General features: G+C 72.0%; 13 protein-coding genes and 1 pseudogene. 7 read left to right on the top strand and 7 right to left on the bottom strand.

Annotation, left to right across the window (positions count from 1 at the left end):
• Window positions 1-130 precede the first annotated feature (130 nt).
• Entirely contained in the window at window positions 131-1,360 is a 1,230-nt protein-coding gene (locus ACQPXG_RS26045) for an ROK family transcriptional regulator (protein ID WP_433461736.1), read from the bottom strand.
• Window positions 1,361-1,474: 114 nt separating this feature from the next.
• Between ACQPXG_RS26045 and ACQPXG_RS26040 the strand changes: the two genes are divergently transcribed.
• A complete protein-coding gene (locus ACQPXG_RS26040) occupies window positions 1,475-5,020 on the top strand; it encodes an alpha-N-acetylglucosaminidase TIM-barrel domain-containing protein (protein WP_433461735.1) in 3,546 nt (1,181 codons plus the stop codon).
• A gap of 21 nt (window positions 5,021-5,041) precedes the next feature.
• Here the strand turns inward: ACQPXG_RS26040 and ACQPXG_RS26035 are convergent, their stop codons facing one another.
• Together ACQPXG_RS26035 and ACQPXG_RS26030 are read right to left on the bottom strand one after the other, a co-directional pair.
• Complete coding sequence (locus ACQPXG_RS26035) at window positions 5,042-5,887, bottom strand: SAM-dependent methyltransferase (RefSeq protein WP_433461734.1); 846 nt, start codon at window positions 5,885-5,887, stop codon at window positions 5,042-5,044.
• A gap of 149 nt (window positions 5,888-6,036) precedes the next feature.
• Window positions 6,037-6,936 (bottom strand): LysR family transcriptional regulator, encoded by a 900-nt coding sequence (locus ACQPXG_RS26030; protein WP_433461733.1) that lies wholly within the window; start codon window positions 6,934-6,936, stop codon window positions 6,037-6,039.
• 16 nt (window positions 6,937-6,952) lie between these two features.
• Here ACQPXG_RS26030 and ACQPXG_RS26025 point away from each other — a divergent pair.
• Window positions 6,953-7,798: pseudogene (locus ACQPXG_RS26025) on the top strand (EamA family transporter); the annotation flags it as partial.
• Between the two features lie 76 nt (window positions 7,799-7,874).
• Here the strand turns inward: ACQPXG_RS26025 and ACQPXG_RS26020 are convergent.
• Complete coding sequence (locus tag ACQPXG_RS26020; protein ID WP_433461732.1) at window positions 7,875-8,447, bottom strand: TetR/AcrR family transcriptional regulator; 573 nt, start codon at window positions 8,445-8,447, stop codon at window positions 7,875-7,877.
• Between the two features lie 144 nt (window positions 8,448-8,591).
• Here ACQPXG_RS26020 and ACQPXG_RS26015 point away from each other — a divergent pair, with 144 nt between their 5' ends.
• The 3 genes from ACQPXG_RS26015 (at window position 8,592) to ACQPXG_RS26005 (ending at window position 12,662) form a co-directional block, all read left to right on the top strand.
• Complete coding sequence (locus ACQPXG_RS26015; RefSeq protein WP_433461731.1) at window positions 8,592-9,506, top strand: SDR family NAD(P)-dependent oxidoreductase; 915 nt, start codon at window positions 8,592-8,594, stop codon at window positions 9,504-9,506.
• Window positions 9,507-9,565: 59 nt separating this feature from the next.
• Window positions 9,566-11,716 (top strand): hypothetical protein, encoded by a 2,151-nt coding sequence (locus ACQPXG_RS26010; RefSeq protein ID WP_433461730.1) that lies wholly within the window; start codon window positions 9,566-9,568, stop codon window positions 11,714-11,716.
• Window positions 11,717-12,377: 661 nt separating this feature from the next.
• Entirely contained in the window at window positions 12,378-12,662 is a 285-nt protein-coding gene (locus tag ACQPXG_RS26005; protein ID WP_433470051.1) for a MerR family transcriptional regulator, read from the top strand.
• A gap of 1 nt (window position 12,663) precedes the next feature.
• On the opposite strand, the gene ACQPXG_RS26000 is transcribed toward ACQPXG_RS26005, so the two are convergent.
• Both ACQPXG_RS26000 and ACQPXG_RS25995 read right to left on the bottom strand, forming a co-directional pair.
• The gene (locus ACQPXG_RS26000; RefSeq protein WP_433461729.1) at window positions 12,664-13,020 is read right to left on the bottom strand and encodes a helix-turn-helix domain-containing protein; all 357 of its coding nucleotides are present in this window, start codon (window positions 13,018-13,020) and stop codon (window positions 12,664-12,666) included.
• 216 nt (window positions 13,021-13,236) lie between these two features.
• Window positions 13,237-13,680 carry an Hsp20/alpha crystallin family protein gene (locus ACQPXG_RS25995; protein WP_433461728.1) on the bottom strand — a complete coding sequence of 148 codons (444 nt, stop codon included), beginning with the start codon at window positions 13,678-13,680 and terminating at the stop codon, window positions 13,237-13,239.
• A 373-nt stretch (window positions 13,681-14,053) separates the two neighbouring features.
• On the opposite strand from ACQPXG_RS25995, the gene ACQPXG_RS25990 reads away from it, so the two are divergent.
• Window positions 14,054-14,857 carry an SAM-dependent methyltransferase gene (locus ACQPXG_RS25990; RefSeq protein WP_433461727.1) on the top strand — a complete coding sequence of 268 codons (804 nt, stop codon included), beginning with the start codon at window positions 14,054-14,056 and terminating at the stop codon, window positions 14,855-14,857.
• Window positions 14,858-14,908: 51 nt separating this feature from the next.
• Window positions 14,909-16,426, top strand: a complete 1,518-nt coding sequence (locus ACQPXG_RS25985; RefSeq protein WP_433461726.1) for a class I adenylate-forming enzyme family protein — start codon at window positions 14,909-14,911, stop codon at window positions 16,424-16,426.
• An 11-nt stretch (window positions 16,427-16,437) separates the two neighbouring features.
• Here the strand turns inward: ACQPXG_RS25985 and ACQPXG_RS25980 are convergent, their stop codons facing one another.
• Window positions 16,438-17,418: a hypothetical protein gene (locus ACQPXG_RS25980; protein ID WP_433461725.1), complete on the bottom strand. Its 981-nt coding sequence runs from the start codon at window positions 17,416-17,418 to the stop codon at window positions 16,438-16,440.
• Window positions 17,419-17,545 lie beyond the last annotated feature (127 nt).

Below are 17,545 nucleotides of genomic sequence, written 5' to 3'. Positions count from 1 at the left end.
GGTGCCTCCCGATGGACGTACTGGAGCCGGATTCGTGCTTCTTAGATACTAGAACTTGATTCGGGAATCCAGGGTTCACCGGAATCGGTCATGCGCGGGCGCCCGCCGTTCGATCAGGAGCGCGCGTTCATCAGGGTGCCGCCAGGCGCCGGTGCCAGACCTCGTCAAGGGCGAGGCACAGGGCGCCGGTGAGGACGGTGTCCTCGGCGAGGCCGGAGAACTCCACCGCGGGCGGGCTGAGAGTGAGATCGGCCAGGTGCCGGGTGACGGCCGTGAGCAGGACGGACCCGGCGCGGGCGACCCCGCCGCCGATCACCACGGCGTCCGGGGCGAGGACCAGCACGGCCGGGGCGATGGCCTGGGCGAAGGTCGCCGCGACCTCGTCCACGATCCGCTGTGCCGTGGCGTCGCCGGAGGCGGCCGCGGCGAAGACGGCGGCGGCGTCCGGCGCACCGCTGTGCAGGGCGGACTCGGGGCGCCGGCGGGCGGCCCGGCGGGCCTGCTCGGCGATGGCCTCGGCGCCGATGGTGCGCTCCAGGGGGCCGCGGCCGTCGCCGGTGTCCGGGACGTCGCCGGGCGGGCGGATGAAGCCGATCTCACCGGCGGATCCGGTGCCCCGGTGAAGGCGCCCGTCGATCACGACGCCCGCGCCCAGGCGCTCACCCCATTGGACGGCCAGCAACGTGCCGCGCTCTCCGGCGACGGCCAGGGCGGCGAGGTTGGCGTCGTTCTCCACCTGGACCGGGCACCGGAAGCGGCCGCGGAGATGGTCGGACAGGTTCACCGAGGTCCAGCCCGGCACGCTCGGCGCCAGCAGGATCCGGCCGGAGCCGGGGTCGACGATCCCGGGGGTCGCGATGACCACCCCCGCGACGTCGTCGGCGCCGAGGCCGGCCTCCCTGAGGGCACGCTCGGTCACCTCGTCGACGACGCCGAGCAGGCGCCCGGCTTCGCCTTGTTCGTCGAGCGCTTCCGGGGGGCGTGGGGGGTCGTCCCCCCACCGGGGAACGGGCCGGCGCACGGCGGCCAGGCGGTGGCCGACGAGGTCGGAGATCCCCGCGCTGACCGTGTGCGGGCCGACGTCGAGCCCGAGCACGGGTGCGGCGCGGCCGCGGAGCGAGACCCGCACCGCCGGCCTGCCGCCCTGGCGGGAGGCGGCGGCCGGGTCGTGCTGCTGGAGCCAGCCGGCCTCGACCAGGTCGTCCACGGCCTGCCCCACGGTGGGACGGGTGAGGCCGGTCAGCTCGACCAGCTCGGCCAGCCGCACCGGATCGGGTGCGCGCTCGCGCACCGCGCGCAGCACCGCCGCGGTGTTGAGGCGGCGCAGCACCGGCGTGCCGACCGCGCGCTCCGCTCCCATGCCCCCTCCGGAAGATCGCCGCCGCACCCTTGACCGAGGGGTGCGGCGCGTTCATTATGAGCTCGATCCTAGTTTAGTAAGGACCTTAATAAACCTGCGGTGGAGGTGTCCGCCATGGTGTTGGGCCGACTACGGGAAATCGGTGGCCGCTCTCGGCCGGTCATCGTCGCGATGGCCGCGCTGCTCGTCGTGTCGCTGGCCGCGGCGGCGCCGACGGCGGCGGCCGAAGAAGAGCGCGCGGCACAGGTGACCGCGGCACGTGACGCCGGGCCCGCCGCCCGGGCGCTGGAGCGGATCCTCGGCAGGGACCGGGCCCGCCAGGTCACACTGCGGACGATCGGCAGGGGCGCCGGCGCCGACCGCTTCCAGATCTTCACAGAGAACGGGCGGCTGGTCATCGCGGGCACGTCCCCGTCCGTCCAGCTCACCGGATTCGGCCGGTACCTGCGCGAGGTCGCGCACGCCGACGTCGCCATCGGCGGCACGCAACTGGACCTTCCCGGACGGCTGCCGCTGCCCGCCGCGCCGATCGAGGCGGACGCCTCGGTCGCCCACCGGTTCGCGCTCAACGACACCAACGAGGGCTACGCGGGCGCGTACCTGAGCTGGCAGGAGTGGGAGCGCCGCATCGACGCGCTCGCCCTGCTCGGCATCAACGAGGTCCTGGTGTACGAGGGCCAGGACGCGGTCTACCAGCGCACCTTCCAGCAGTTCGGCTACAGCGCCGCGGACATGCGCGCGTGGATCCCGCAGCCGGGCCACCAGGCATGGTGGCTGCTGCAGAACATGTGCTGCACCGACTCACCGATCTCCCAGCAGCTGATCGACCGGCGCGCGGCGCTCGCCCGCCGCATGGTCGACCGGCTGCGTGAGCTGGGCATGACGCCGGTACTGCCGGGCTACTACGGCACCGTCCCGACCGACTTCGAGACCCGCAACCCGGGGGCCAAGACCGTCCCGCAGGGCACCTGGAACGGCCTGGAGCGTCCCGACTGGCTCGATCCCACCGGGCCGGAGTTCGGCAAGGTCGCGGGCGCGTTCTACAAGGCGCAGACCGACCTGTACGGCGCGAGCACGATGTACAAGATGGACCTGCTGCACGAGGGCGGCAGGGCCGGGGACGTCCCGGTGCCCGAGGCGTCCAAGGCCGTGCAGGACGCGCTCGAAGGCGCCCACCCGGGCGCGACCTGGATGATCCTCGGCTGGCAGAACAACCCCCGCAAGGAGACGCTGCAGGCCGTCGACCGTTCCCGGATGTTCATCGTGGACGGCATCACCGAGCAGCCGAACATCACCGATCGCGACAAGGACTTCCTCGGCACCCCGTACGCCTTCGGCACGATCTGGAACTTCGGCGGCCACCAGAACTTCGGCGCCGGCCTCACCGTCTGGAACGAGAAGTTCCACGCCTGGCGGGCCAGGCCGGGCACCGCCATGAACGGCATCGCGCTGATGCCCGAGGCCATCGACAACAACCCGGCCGCGGTGGCGTTCTTCGCCGACATGCCGTGGCGGGACGGCCCGGTCGACATGAACGCCTGGTTCGACGCGTACGCCACCGCCCGGTACGGCGCCGCCGATCCGCACGCGATCGCCGCCTGGCGGATCATCGGCAGAACGGTCTACTCCTGGCCGGCGGGCAAGGACACCCGGCACGTGACCGGCCTGTTCGACGACCAGCCGAACCTCGCGAACACCGGGACGCCGCTGCAGTACGACCCCGGCGAGTTCGAGAAGGCCCTGCGCGAGCTGCTCCGGGTCGATCCGCGGCTGCGGCGCTCCGGCGCGTACCGCTACGACCTCGTCGACGTCGCCCGCCAGGTGCTGGCCAACCGCGGCAGGCTGCTCCTGCCGAAGATCCGCGACGCCTACCGGGACGGCGACCGCACGGCCTTCGCGACGCTCACCGGCCGCTGGTCGTCCGAGCTCCGCCTCCTGGACGAGGTCCTCGGCACCGATCCGCACTTCCTCCTCGGCACCTGGCAGCGCGAGGCGGCCCGGCAGGCGGCCGACCCGCGGGAGGCCGCGACGCTCGACTACAACCTGAAGTCGCTCGTCACGCTGTGGGAGAGCGACAGTCCCGGGCTCCAGGACTACGCGCGCCGCGAGTTCAACGGCCTGGTCGGCGGCTACTACGCCAAGCGCTGGAAGATGTTCTTCGACGAGCTGGACCGCGCGCTGAAGACGGGCACCGAGCCCCGTCAGATCGACTGGCGCGCCGTCGCCGAAGGCTGGGCGCGCGCGGGCACCCGCTACACCGCCGAACCACGCGGCGATGCCTACCGGCTGGCCGCACGGGTCGCCGAGGAGCCGGCCGGCGCGCTGACCCTCGCGTCCGACCGGAAGGGCGTCGGGCCGGGCGGCACCGTTCGCGTCACCGCGACCTTCACCAACGAGTCGACGCTGAGCGCGGCCCGTGGGGTGCGGTTCCGGCTGACCGCGCCCGCCGGCTTCAAGGTCGTGACGGAGTCCGCCGGCTCGGGGGACGACGTCGATCCCGCGGGCACCGAAACGGCGACCTGGACGGTGACCGCACCGTCCGACGCCAAGCCCGGCACGCTGCCGAGCCTTGACGCCACGGTCTCGTGGCGTACCGCCAAGGGCGGTTCCGAGCAGGCGAGCGCGCACTCCCTCCTCATGATCGGCGGCCGTACGGTCGAGGCGCCTTACAAGGCCGCCGCGTCCACCGGAGCGGCGTTCGCGCAGACCGGCGACACGGTCGGCATCGCCGCCGGCGGCAAGGACATGTGGGGCGGCACCAACGAGTTCGCGACCGTCTACAAGGACGACGGGCTGACCTCGGGGCACGCGGTGTCCACGAAAGTGACCAGGCTGGACGGATCGTCCGACTGGACCCGCGCCGGTCTGGTCGCGAGCGACGACCTGGCCAAGACCGGGTCCGCCGGGTACGCCGACATCGCGGTCACACCGGCGCACGGGTGCGTCTTCTCCTACGACAGCGACGGCGACGGCGGCCTCGATCACTTCACCGAGGTCGGCGGTTTCACCGCAGGCGACGTCTACGTGCGGCTGCGCCGGGACGGCGACCGGATGACCGGCTCATGCAGCTCCGACAACAAGAACTGGGCGGTGGTCGGCTCCGGAACGGTCCCGGGCGGGGCGGGCGCGCAGGACGTCGGCATGTTCGCCAGCGCGGTCAACAGCCACACCTCGACGGAGGCGATCGCCCTCTTCGGTGGCGGGATCGCCGCGTCGCCCGACACGTCCCGCGACGGGTCCGGCGACGAAGTGCAGAGCCTCCGCAAGCCGGTGACGGCGTTCTCCTCCGAGCCCGGACGGCCGCCGGAGGCCGCCAACGACGGCAGCCGCGCCAACTCGCCCTACTGGGGCGGCCAGATGACCTACGGCGAGAACTGGTGGCAGGTCGATCTCGGTGCCGTCAGCGAGGTGTCCCGCGTCAACGTCCGCAACTACGTCGACGGCACCCGCTACTACACCTACCGGCTGGAGGGCAGTCTCGACGGCGTCCACTGGTTCACCATCGGCGGACGCAACGGGCCCCGTCCCGCCGCCGACGCGGGCGACACCATGAACACCGAGGCCAGGGCCCGCCACGTGCGGGTGGTCGGCTTCGGGAACACCGCCAACCTCACCTTCCACCTGACCGAGGTGAGCGTCTACGGCACCCGTGCCGCCTAGAACACGTCCCGGCGGCCCCGTTCACTCCTGGGCGGGGCTGCCGGTGGCGGCCTTGCGGCCGACGCCTCCGACGCTCCAGATCGGCCTGGACGCTTCTATCGCCTCATGGTCGGGACGCCATTGGGTCAGGTAGGCGACACCGGGCTCGACCAGGTCCCAGCCGGAGAAGAGCCGTTCGACCTCGGCTCTGGTTCGCACATTGGAGCGGGGCTCGCCGCGGATGACGTGGGTCTGCTGCTGGTAGAGGTGAGCGATCCGGGCGGTGACCTCGGGGCACAGGTCGCTGACCGGGTGTGAGATCGCCATGTAGCTGCCCGGCGCCATCAGGTCGCCCAGCCGGGCGACGCTCAGCGCCACCTCGTCGTCCTCGGGAATGGTGTACAGAACGTGGAAGAACAGCAGCGCCGTCGGCTGGTCGAGGTCGATCAGCTTTCGGAGGTTCGGGTGGCCGGCTATCAGCTCGCTGTCCCGCATGTCGGCCTGGACGACCGTCGTGAGCGGGTCGTTGTTCAGAATCGCCTGCGCGTGGACGCCGACCACGGGGTCGTTGTCCACGTAGACGACGCGGCAGTCCGGTGCGACCGCCTGCGCGATCTGGTGCACGCTGCCTTGGGTCGGCAGTCCGGTTCCGATGTCCAGGAACTGTCGGACGCCCGCGCCGGCGAGGAACCGCACGACCCGGTGCAGGAACTTGCGGCCCTCGCGGGCCAGGACCGGCAGCTCCGGTGCCAGCTCGATCGCCTGCTGCGCGGCCTGCCGGTCCGCGGCGAAGTTGTCCTTGCCGCCGAGGAGGTAGTCGTGCATCCGGCTCTCGTTGGGGACCGTCGGGTCGAAGGCAGGCGGCTCGTGCCCGGCGGGGAAGGTCATGAGTCCTCCGTTCGCCTGACATCCGATCAGCGCATGCTGGGCCCTACGGTCGGCGGGTGCACGGTCACCAGGTGTGACCGCTCGAATTATGGCACGCTACTCGCTGGTATGTGGCTGGGTGCACGATTCGCGTCATAGGTCGCGAGGGGTCATCGCCGCGCCGCCTCGTGCAGGGCCTCCAGGGCCCGCGCGATGGGCGGCTGCCGGTCGCTGCCCCGCCGGACGATCGCGATGATGCGCCGCGACGGCACCGCCTCGCCGCGCAGGGGCACCCGGACCACCTCGTCCTCGGGCGGCAGCGGGGCCAGCCGGGGCACCAGGCCGACGCCGAACCCGCGGGCGACGAGCGCCGAGACCGCGAACCACTCGTTGGCCTCGTGGGCGATGCGGGGCGTGTATCCGGCGGCGGCGCAGGCGGCGAGCATGAGCTGGTGCTGGTCGGGACGGGCCGGTGAGCCGATCCAGGGTTCGGCCGCCGCGTCGGCGAGCCGGGCCGACCCGCGCCCGGCGAGCCGGTGCCCGGCCGGGACGAGCAGGTCCTGCGGCTCGTCGAGGACGGGCCACTGCGCGAACCGGGCGTCGTCCGGGGCCGGGGTCTGCCCGCCGGGGATGACGACGGCGATGTCGCAGTGCCGCGCGAGGAGCAGATGGGCGGCGTCCTCGCTCTCCCGCTCGCTCATGTGGACGACGAGGTCCGGATGATCCTCGCGAAGCCGTGCGGCGGCCGGGGCCACGAGCGCGGCGAGGGCGCTGGAGACGCCGCAGAACCGCACCTGCCCGGACGTCCCGGCGCGATGGCCGGCGAGGTCGGCGCGGGCCCGCTCCCATTGGGCGGCCAGGACGTCGGCATGGCGCAGCACCGTGTGCGCCGCGGCGGTCAGCCGCACCCGGCGTCCCTGCGCCTCCAGCAGCTCCACGCCGAGGTCGCGGGCGAGCTGCCGGAGCTGCTGCGACACCGTCGAGGGCGTCAGGTGCAGCGCGTCGGCGGTCGCGGTCACCGTGCCGCGCTCCCGCAGCACGCGCAGCGTCTGGAGGCGGTGGTCGATCATTCGGCCATTCAACACGATGGTCTGCGGAATCTTTCGATGGACCCGAACGATTACCGGCTCCCAGACTGGCCTCATGGCTACCGCGACGGCCGGACGAAGCGTTCCCGCTCCGCTGCTGGTGCTCGGCAGCGTGGTCTCGGTCCAGGCGGGCCAAGCCTGCGGCAAGGCGATGTTCGGGGTGGCCGGGACGTCGGGCGTGGTAACGCTCCGGCTGGTGTTCGCCGCGCTGGTCCTGCTGGCGATTCGCCGTCCGTCCCTGCCGCGCCGGGACTCGATCGGCCTGATCGCCGCCCTGGGCGCGGCGATCGCCGGGATGCAGCTGATCTACCCGGCGATGGCGCGGCTGCCGGTCGGGGTCGCCTCGACGCTGCAGTTCCTCGGCCCGTTGACGCTCGCGCTGGTGCAGGCCCGGCGGCCGCGCGACCTGCTGTGGGCCGCGCTCGCGGGGACCGGGGTGGTCCTGCTCCACGGCCCGTCCGGCTCCCCGGTGCCGGTCACCGGGGTCATGTTCGCGCTGGCTTCAGGCGGATGCATGGCCGCCTACCTCGTCCTGAACAAGCGCGCCGGGACCGTGGACGGCACGCCGCTCACATGGGCCGTGGTCGTGGCCGCGCTTCTCGTCCTGCCTCTCGCGCCGATGACCGGCGGAGCGCCGCTGCGTCCGGGAGTCCTCCTCGCCGGGCTTGGTCTCGCGGTGCTCTCCGCCGTCGTCCCGTGGTCCCTGGACATGGCGGCGCTTCGCCGCCTCCCCGCTCGCGTGGTCGCGGTCATGGTCAGCCTGGAACCCGCCGCCGGCGCACTCGCCGGGCTCGTCCTGCTGGACGAGCACCTGGCGTGGCCGGGCTGGCTCGCCATCGCCTGCGTCTCCGCCGCTTCGGCAGGCGCGACCGCATCCGCGGCACCGCGAGACGGTCGCCCGCCTGGCCGAGACCCTTCTGTCATCGGTCCCGGACGGTTCGCACGAGAAGGTCGATCATCCCCTCGGCGTCGGTCTGCCACTTCTCCGGCGACAGGTGCCCGCTCAGCTCCAGATCCACGATGCCGTGCGTCGCCGCCATCAGCAGGCCCGCCACCGGAGGCGCGTCCCGTTGTCCGACGATGCGACTGACGATGGCCAGGAAGCCGTCCTGCGCCTGGCCCGCCGCCTGGGTCACCGCGGTCGCGTCGCCCGCCAGGGGAGCGAACATCAGCCGGTACAGGTGCGGACGCGCCCGTGCGAGCTGCACCAGCGCCCTCAGCGCATCGCGCAGCGCCTCATCTGGGCTCTGCGTCGTGTCGGCCTCGACCCCCTCCAGGTGGGTGGCGACCGCGTTCCACGCCGCCGCGGCCACCGCCATCAGCAGGTCATGCTTGTCGGCGAAATGGCGGTAGGCCGCCGATCGCGACACCCCGGCGCCGCTCCCGACGTCACGCAGCGTCACCGCGTCCACTCCGCCGCGGTCGAGGAGCACTGACGCGGCGTCCAGGAGCGCCTGCCGTGTCGTCGCCGCCGTCTCCGCTCGCGAGGCCATCCCCCACCTTTCAGTTGACAACGTCCACTGAAAATCGTCACGATGTTGACAACGTCAACTGAACTTCCGCGCCGAGCACGGCGACGGGCACCGCGCGTGCCCCGTCCCCTCCCGGGCGGCCGATGTGAGGGTACGGGACGAGCCATGCACACGCTGATCATGACCGGGGCGACGCGCGGGATCGGCCGCGTCGCGGCCGCGAACGTCCTGCGCGATGATCCGGACACCCACCTGGTCCTGCTCGCACGCAAGGAGTCAGGCCAGGACGCCCTGGACGAGTTGCGGGCCGTCAGCGGCAACGTCACGCTGGTGGACACGGACCTGGCGAGCATCGACGGCATCCGCTCGTCCGCCGAGGCCGTGGACCGGATGATCGACGAGGGTGAACTTCCCGCCCTTCGCGCGTTCGCCGGCAACGCCGGAGTCCAGTTCGTCGACGCCCTGCACACCACGCCGGACGGGTACGAGACGACCTTCGCGGTGAACGTGCTGGCCAACCACCTGCTGCTGCGCGCCTTCGAGCACCGGTTCCGCGCCCCCGCGCGCATCCTGATCACCGTGAGCGACACGCATTTCGGCGACTTCAGGCACACCTTCGGGATCGTCCCGGCGCCGCGCTGGTCCGCCCCGGAAACCGTCGCGCGGCCGAGCGCCTTCCCCAGGCCGGCGACCGTCGCGGCGGGCCGCACCGCCTACTCGACCAGCAAACTCGCTGCGATCTACCTTGTGCACGAGTGGGCCAGGCGGCTGCCCGAGGGCGTCGACATCGTCTCCTACAACCCCGGCCTCGTGCCCGGCACCGGACTGGCCCGCGCCGCCGGCCCCGTCGATCGCTTCCTCAACCGGTGGGTCCTCCCGGGGCTCTCCGTCACGCCCATGGCCGAGTCGGCCTCCGCCGCCGGGCGCAAACTCGCCGATGCCGTTCTCGGCCGCACGACCGCACCCTCCGGCTCCTACATCGACCGCACCCGGGCAGTGCCCTCGTCCGACGAGTCCTACGACACCACCCGAGAACGCGCCCTCTGGGACTTCGTCGAACAGGTCCGCACCGTCGGCTGACCTCACTCCGCCGGTCATCGGGGTTGCCGGTCGTGGCGGGTGGCCGGACCATGGCGCACATGATCGTTGGCACGCGGAGACGCGGCGGGATCGCGGTGGGGTGGGCGGCCGTGCTCGTCTGCCTGGTCATCGGGTCGGCGGCGGTGCAGATCGCGGGGCGCTCGGGTGCGGACGTCCGCCCGGTCCGTGCGCCGGTGGTGGTCATCGGCGTCGCCGGGCTGGCGTGGGGGGACATCCGCGCGGACCAGACCCCGCACCTGTGGCGGCTGCTCACCGGTGGCGCGGCGACCGGCGCCGCGACGGTGCGCACGACGGGAGGTTCGGCGTGCGCGTCCGACGGCTGGCTGTCGTTGTCGGCGGGGCAGGCCGGCGTGGGCCCGCGCACGGACGACGGCGAATGCGTCCCGCTCCCGGCGGTGCGGGACACCGGCGGCGGGGCGCGTGTGGGGCGGTGGGACCGGCTCGTCGACGCCCAGCGCCGGTCGGAGTTCTCACCGCGCCCAGGGGCGCTCGGCAGGGCGCTGTCGGAGCACGAGGGATGCGAGACCGCCATCGGCCCCGGTGCCGCGATCGCACTCGCGCGCCCGGACGGAACCGTCGGACGCTACAGCGCCACCGTGGACGACGCCGCCCTCGGCTGTCCGGTCACGGTTATCGACGGCGGCCAGGTCTTGGAGTCGGGATCGGGTCGGCTGAACTCGCTGGCGCGGATCGACGCGTTCGCGGGCGGGGTGCTTCAACGCCTCGACGACGAGGCCACCGTGCTGGTGCAGGGCGTGACCGAGCCGCCGGGCGGGACGCCCCACCTCGCGGTGAGCATGGTCCGCGGCCCGGTGACGGCTTCCCGGCACGATCCGGCGCTGCTGACGGTCACCTCGACCCGCTGGGGCGGGGTCGTCCGGCTGCTGGACGTCCCCAGCACCCTCCTGGACGCGGTCGGCGCTCCCGAGCCGGCCGAGTTCAGCGGCGCCCCGATCTCCCTCGGGCGGGCACGTCCCACCGATGCGACGAGGACCGTCCACGAGCTGGGGGCCGTGACCACGACCGACCAGGTGCTCCGGCGCTGGGCGGGACTGCTCCTCCTCACGGTGGCGGCGGCGCAGCTCGCGCTGTTCGCCGTGGCAGCGTTCGTGTGGCACCGCTCGTCCGGGAGATGGAGGCGCGGCTTCGCCGGCGCGACGCTCGCCTTCTCGGTGCTGCCGGTTTCGGTGTATCTGGTGTCGCTGACGCGGTGGTGGCACAGCCCGTTCCCGGACCTATCCCTCTGGGGCGCCCTGGCCGTCACCGTCGCGGTGGCGGTCGTTCCGGTGGCGCTTCTGCCCGCGCATCCGCTCTGGCACGCGCCCCTGGCGGTCAGCCTGCTCACCTTCAGCGTGCTGGTCGTGGACGCGGCGACGGGCACGCTGCTGCACCGTGCCAGCCCGTTCGGCCCGTCCGCGCTGTACGGCGGCCGGTACTACGGATTCGGCAACTCCACCTTCGCCGTCTTCTCCGTGGCCGCCCTGGTGCTGGCCGGGGCCGCCGCGGCCGAACTGACCGCCCGCGGACGGCGCCGGGCGGCGACCACGGCGGTCGCGGTCATCGGCGCCGTCGCCGTGGCGGTCGACACCTGGCCCGGCTGGGGCGCCGACGTGGGAGGCGGCCTGGCCCTGATCCCGGGGGTCGCGGTGCTGGCGCTCAGGATCGCCGGGGTGCGGCTGACACCGGTGCGGCTGGCGGCCGTCGGATCGGCGGCGGTCGCCGTGGTCGCGGCCGTGGGCGTGGCCGACTGGCTGCGTCCTCCGGCGTCGCGCACGCATGCCGGACGTTTCGTCCAGGAGGTGCTCGACGGGCAGGCATGGCAGCTTGTCGAACGCAAAGCCGGTTACGCGCTGGGCTCATTGGCGGGCGGCCCGGTGGCATGGGGGACCGCACTCGTCCTCGCGCTCCTGGTGCTGACGCTCGCGTGGCCCGGGCGGTTCTCACCAGCCTGGTTCGACGCCGCTCTGCGCGAGTGGCCGACGCTGCGTCCCACTCTCGTGGCGATCCTGACCACGTGCGTGATCGGCGCCGTGGTCAACGACTACGGCATCCGCCTCGTCACGTTCGCCCTCATCACGCTGCTGCCGATCGTCGTGCTGGCCTGCATCCGCGCGAGCGGCCAGGCCGGCGCCTTCCGGCTGGAAGCGGCGTTCAGCCCGGAGGAGTCGCGGAGCACGCTTGATGACTGAAGAGAACCAGGCAGAGTGATCTACGAAACTCTGTAGTGGCGAGAGTAGATATTCGTGGAGCGGTCGGGTACTGTTTGTGTCATCGAAGAGGGAAGAGTCCAGGAGAACCGGCAGAGGACGAACTGTCGGCAGGTATGGATGATGTGGATCAGGCGTGCCGGGGCCAACGCAGTGGAAGGGGCTCCGGCAGCCGGTCCCGCAGGTGGCCGCTGGGCCGCCTGGCGCAAGGAAACACAGGAAACACGCAGTACAGGTAGTGATGTCGAGGAAAGGAGGGTTCGACGCCATCGGGATCGCCCGCAGCAGGCTTCAGTCACGCCGTGCGGGTACCGCAGCTCCACAGATTGGACGGTGGTCTACGGTCACGCATCCGCGATCCCCGCGCAGCCGCTCCCATCGGAGTGGCCGACGCGGAAGACCGGCTCGTCAGGGCCGGTAGATGGTGTTGTACCTCTGGGCCCCGGCGCCGCAGTCTGGCGCCGGGGCCCCTGTTGTCGTCGCCGCCTGCCGAGCCCACGGCAGTACGGAAGGTTTTGTGAAAGCACCCCAGCCGGCCAGAGCCGGCGACCAGCCAGACCAGGACCGCCCGCAGACGGCCGAGCAGGACCAGGCCGACGGGCTTGAGGACAAGTTCGACGACGAGGATTACCCGGCCTACAGCATGGGCCGCGCCGCCGAGATGCTGGGCGTCACCCAGGCGTTCCTGCGCACCCTGGACACCGCCCGGCTGATCGTCCCGCAGCGCTCGCCCGGGGGGCACCGCCGCTACTCCCGCTACCAGCTGCGCCTGGCGCAACGCGCCCGCGATCTGGTCGACGAGGGCACAGCGCTGGAGGCGGCCTGCCGCATCATCATCCTGGAAGACCAGCTCGCCGAAGCCCAGCGCCTCAACGCCCGACTTCGGCAGGACCGTGTTTCCCGGCAGCCGCCCCAGGACCCGAGCTGACCTAGAGGCCGTCCTCGGTCCGATCCGGTGACCGCCGGTCGCCGGGCGGCTCGCCGAGGGCGGCCAGGCGCGCGGCGAGTTCGTCGCGTTCGCGGGTCATGGCGACCAGCTCGCATTGCAGCTCGATGATGCGGCGGATCGCCGGCAACGTCATGCCCTGGTCCATCATCGCCGTGACCTGCTGGATGCGGCCGATCTCCGCGCGGCTGTAGCGGCGCTGCCCGCCGGCCGAGCGCTGCGGGGAGACGACCTGCTGGGTGTCGATGCGGCGCAGGAACGCCTGCCGCACCTGCAGCATGTCGGCCACCTGGCCCACGGTGTACACCGCCGCATGCTCGTCATCGAACGGCAGCCTCATTCGCCGCTTCCCTTCCCTGGGCCCAGTCGCCGGCCCGGCGCATCGTGCTCTCCTCTACGATCTCGGCCTGGCGCCCACCGGGCCGTGACCGCCGACGACCGGCCCGGTGGGCGTGCGTGCCGCCCACCGGGCCGATCGCCGAGGACCTGCCGCATCGCCGGTCCGCCAGCCAGGGGATGTGGCGGCCATCAGGCGAACAAGCGTCGACGACGCCCGTCAGCTTTTGATCGCCTTGTGCTCGCTGGACTGCTGGACGGCGACCTTGCGCGGCCGGGCCCGCTCCAGCACGGGGATGCGGACGGCCAGCACGCCGTTGTTGTAGGCGGCCTCGATCGCCTCGGCGTCCAGGTGCTCCGACAGGTACACCCGGCGCGTGAAGGACCCCATGGGCCGCTCGCGGACGAAGACGCGCTCGTCCTCGCCGAACTCCTCCTCGCGGCGCGCGGTCACCGACAGCACGCCCCGGTCGACGGTGACCTCGATCGAGCCGGGGTCCACCCCGGGCAGATCGAACCGCAGCACGACATCGTCGGCGCGGCGGATCCCGTCCATCGGCATCCCTGCGCCCTCACCCCGGCCGCTCAGGCCGACCTGCCGGACCGCACGGTCGAACTGACGCTCGAACTCCTGCACGAACGGATCGATCGACGTCAGCAGCATCGTCGCTTCACCTCCGAAGATCCGCCGGGGACCTTCCACACCCCCGGCTCGCGTCTCCAGCCCCTCCACCGTGGAGGGAACCTACAACTCAAACTATAAGTATGTGGTCGCTGCGGTTGTCAAGTTCGCCTCGCTCGAGCGCGATCTCCCCACCTCGGAGAGCCGAAGCAGGACCTGCGCCGCCAGCGGTCTCCTGCGCACTCCACCAGGTCCGCCACTCAGCGCTGCAGCACGCCCGCGCGTCCGGCCGCTCCGCGGCCGGACGCGCGGGACCGAATCGTGATCGAGAGTCCGTATGGAGCGGTCCGATGGGGTGATCGCACGCCATAGGGTGGCATGTGAAGATCGGCGTGGCGGCTGGTGAGGAGACACGGTGGCAGGCGATCGGCTTCGGCCCGGCGGATTCGACCCGAATGTGCCGAACATCGCTCGGATGTACGACTACTACCTCGGCGGCAAGGATCATTATGAGGCCGACCGTGCCCGCGCCGAGGAGGCGAAGGCGGCCGACCCCACCCTGATCACCCTGATCAGGGAGAACCGGGCCTTCATGGGCCGCGCCGTCCGGTACATGGCCGAGCAGGGCATCGACCAGTTCCTCGACATCGGCACGGGGCTGCCCACCCAGCAGAACGTCCACCAGATCGCGCAGTTGGTGAACCCCGGCGCCCGCGTCGCCTACGTCGACTACGACGGCCAGGTCGTCGCGCACGGCCGCGCGATCCTCGCCGACTCGCCTGGCACGCGGATGGTCCAGGCCGACATCCGCCGCCCCCGCGAGATCCTGGAACACCCGGAGATCAAGGGGCTGCTGGACTTCGGCAAACCGGTGGCGCTGCTGACGATCGCGACCCTGCACTTCATCCAGGACGAGGACGACCCGCCCGGCATCATGTCCGAACTGCGCGCCGCGCTCGCCCCGGGCAGCCACATGGCGATCACCCACGCCTCGGCCGACGGCGTCCCCGACATCGTCGCGAAGGTCGTCGAGGTCTACAGAAGGACGAACGCGCCGGGCACGCCCCGTACCCGGGAACAGGTGACGGGCCTGTTCGGCGACTTCGAACTGCTCGACCCCGGCGTGGTCTGGGCGCCGCTGTGGCGTCCCGAGCGTCCGGTCACGCTGGAAGAGGCCCTGCCCATCTGGTTCTACTCGGGCGTCGGCCGCAAGCTCTGAGGTGTGCGCACCCCGCTCCCACGACCAGCCACCGGGACGAAAGAGGGCGACATGCGGGCAGTGACGGTCGGAGCCGCGCTTGAGGACGCGGCGGCACGGAGCAAGGCGTTCCTGCACGACGGCGACGGCACCATCACGTTCGCCGAGTTCGACGAGCTGACCGACCGGGTCGCGGCCGGCCTGCTGGCCCGCGGAGTCTCCCGCGGCGACCGGATCGGCCTGCTCGGCCTCAACACCCCGCAATGGCTGGCGGCGTTCTTCGGCGCGGCTCGGATCGGCGCCGTCGTCGTCCCGCTCAACGTCCGCTACCGGGAGCGCGAGCTGTCCTACATGCTCGGCCAGAGCGGGGCGCGGATGGTCATCAGCCTCGACGCCGTTCCGGACTTCGACTTCGCCGCGTTCTACAGGTCGTCACAGATCCCCGCCGTCTCCTTCGGCGCCGGCTTCGACGAGCTGACCGTGACGCCGCCCGACCCTGCGGTGCTGGCGGCGGCCCGTGGCGCGGTCGAGCCGTCCGACCCGCTGATGATCCTCTACACCTCCGGGACGACGGGCCGTCCCAAGGGCGCGGTCATCACCCACCGCAGCATCCTGGCCTCCGCCTCAGCGCAGGCGGACCACTTCGGGATGTCCGAAGACGACGTCCTCCTGGGCCATCTGCCGTTCAACCACGTCGGCGGCATCACCTGCACGATCATGTCCGCCCTGCGCAGCGGCGGCTCGGTCGCGCTGCTTCCCGCGTTCTCGCCGGACGCCGCCCTGCGCGCCGTCGAACGCCACCGGGTGACGTTCCTCGGCGCCGTCCCGACGATGTACGTGCTGATGCTCGGCCGCCCCGACTTCGCCGACCACGACGTCTCGTACGTCCGACTCTGCATGGCGGGCGGCTCCAACGTCGAACCGGCCCTCGCTGACGCGATCAGGCAGGGTTTCCCAGGGGCGCCGCTCTACGGCCTGTACGGACTCTCGGAATCCTCGGGCGCCTGCGTCCTGTCCCCGCTGGACGACGACCCCGAGACGGTCTCGCGCACCCTGGGCGCCATCATCGGCGACTTCGAGGCCCGGGTCGTCGGCCCCGACGGCGCCGCCCTGCCTCCGGGCGAGACGGGCGAACTCCAGATCCGCGGAGCCTGCGTCACCGCCGGCTACTGGGACATGCCTTCCGAAACCGCTGAGGTCTTCCTCTCCGACGGCTGGCTGGCCACCGGCGACATGGTCGCCATGGAACCCGACGGCCACCTGGTCCTTCGCGGCCGCAAGAAGGAGATGTACATCCAGGGCGGCTTCAACGTCTACCCGGTCGAGATCGAGAACGTCCTGACCACCCATCCCAAGGTCGCGATGGCCGCCGGCATCGGCATCCCGGACGAGGTCCTCGGCGAGGTGGGCCGCTTCTACGTCGTCCCGCGCCCTGATGCCGAGCCACCCACGACCGAAGAACTGACGAGCTACTGCCGCGACCGCCTGGCCGACTACAAGGTCCCGCGCCAGTTCGTCATCACCCCGGACGTCCCGGTGACCCCGGTAGGAAAAATCCACAAAGCCCTCCTAAAGGAACGCGACTCCTAAAGGCGGACCCGTCAGACCAGCGGGATGGCGGGGCGGACGAGGAGGTCGCGGGCCTCGTTGACGGTCTGTTCGGTATGGGCGTCGTCGCGGAAGGCCGTGGCGAGGGTGAGCCAGCCGCAGAAGAAGCCCGCCCCGCCCCCGATCATGCCGCCGCCGTCGCCGCCGCAGCAGACCGCCGAATCGGCAGTGCGCTCGTAGCGGTAGGGGTCCTGCGCGATGTTCAGGCCGAACGCGTTCGGCTCCAGCTGCGGACCGGTGGGGGACACGACCTCCCCGTCCCGCCGCATGCGCGCGGTCGGGTACCGGTCCGTGGGGCAGTCGTCGCCCCAGCGGAACAACGTGGTGGCGCCCCCGCCACAGGCGTGTTCCCACTCGTCCGGGGTGAGCAGCCGCATGCCTTCATCAGCCATGCGCGAGATGTCGTCGGCGAGCGAGAACATCAGCCAGGCGTCGGTGACCGATCCGTCGGCGTCCAGCATTATGCACGCCTGGCGGGCCGGCCGGGCACCGGGCGGCCAGGTGAGCCGGAGCTCCCGGCGGTCACCCGCATGGGCGGCGACCTCGGCGATGAGGGGATGGTCCGGGGCGACCCGGGTGAGCCCGGCGTCCCGCGCGTCCACCGCCACCAGCAGCGGCGGGATCTGCGCGGTGCGCGGCGGCGAGGTCACCATGTCGACGTACTCGCCGATCTCGGCGGGCAGGCCGTAGTCCTCGCCGGGCGCGCCGTACTCCTCGTACGACTCGGCGTACGAGGCGAGCTGCCGTGGAGAGGCGGTGAACCGGCCACCGTCATAGCCGACCTGGACGTCCCCACCAGGCACCAGGCCGTACAGGGAGTCGGCGCGCCGGAACAACGCGTATCGGCCGCCTGCGCGGCGGCCGATCTCCACCACCTCGGCACCCGTCCGCTCGGCGATCCGGCCCGCCAACTGCTCGGCGTCGCGGTCGCTCAGGCTTCGCCACTGCTCAAGATCGAGATCACCCAGGGCCACCGGAACAGGCTAGCCGCGCCGGTCCTGCTCCTCCCTGCCTTCAGGTCGACGCCGCCGATGGTGCCGTGGGACGTTTCGGGCCGCGGAGGAGATGACGCTGCGTGGTGGCCGGATTCTGACACGGAAT

The organism is Spirillospora sp. CA-128828 (genome assembly GCF_050945415.1).
Taxonomy (GTDB): Bacteria; Actinomycetota; Actinomycetes; order Streptosporangiales; family Streptosporangiaceae; genus Spirillospora.
This window is presented reverse-complemented; position numbering and strand designations above follow the sequence as displayed.

Coding starts and splice junctions, on each gene's coding strand:
- ACQPXG_RS26045 (WP_433461736.1), bottom strand. CDS start 1,360: ATGGGAGCGGAGCGCGCGGTCGGCACGCCGGTGCTGCGCCGCCTCAAC.
- ACQPXG_RS26040 (WP_433461735.1), top strand. CDS start 1,475: ATGGTGTTGGGCCGACTACGGGAAATCGGTGGCCGCTCTCGGCCGGTC.
- ACQPXG_RS26035 (WP_433461734.1), bottom strand. CDS start 5,887: ATGACCTTCCCCGCCGGGCACGAGCCGCCTGCCTTCGACCCGACGGTC.
- ACQPXG_RS26030 (WP_433461733.1), bottom strand. CDS start 6,936: ATGATCGACCACCGCCTCCAGACGCTGCGCGTGCTGCGGGAGCGCGGC.
- ACQPXG_RS26020 (WP_433461732.1), bottom strand. CDS start 8,447: ATGGCCTCGCGAGCGGAGACGGCGGCGACGACACGGCAGGCGCTCCTG.
- ACQPXG_RS26015 (WP_433461731.1), top strand. CDS start 8,592: ATGCACACGCTGATCATGACCGGGGCGACGCGCGGGATCGGCCGCGTC.
- ACQPXG_RS26010 (WP_433461730.1), top strand. CDS start 9,566: ATGATCGTTGGCACGCGGAGACGCGGCGGGATCGCGGTGGGGTGGGCG.
- ACQPXG_RS26005 (WP_433470051.1), top strand. CDS start 12,378: ATGGGCCGCGCCGCCGAGATGCTGGGCGTCACCCAGGCGTTCCTGCGC.
- ACQPXG_RS26000 (WP_433461729.1), bottom strand. CDS start 13,020: ATGAGGCTGCCGTTCGATGACGAGCATGCGGCGGTGTACACCGTGGGC.
- ACQPXG_RS25995 (WP_433461728.1), bottom strand. CDS start 13,680: ATGCTGCTGACGTCGATCGATCCGTTCGTGCAGGAGTTCGAGCGTCAG.
- ACQPXG_RS25985 (WP_433461726.1), top strand. CDS start 14,909: ATGCGGGCAGTGACGGTCGGAGCCGCGCTTGAGGACGCGGCGGCACGG.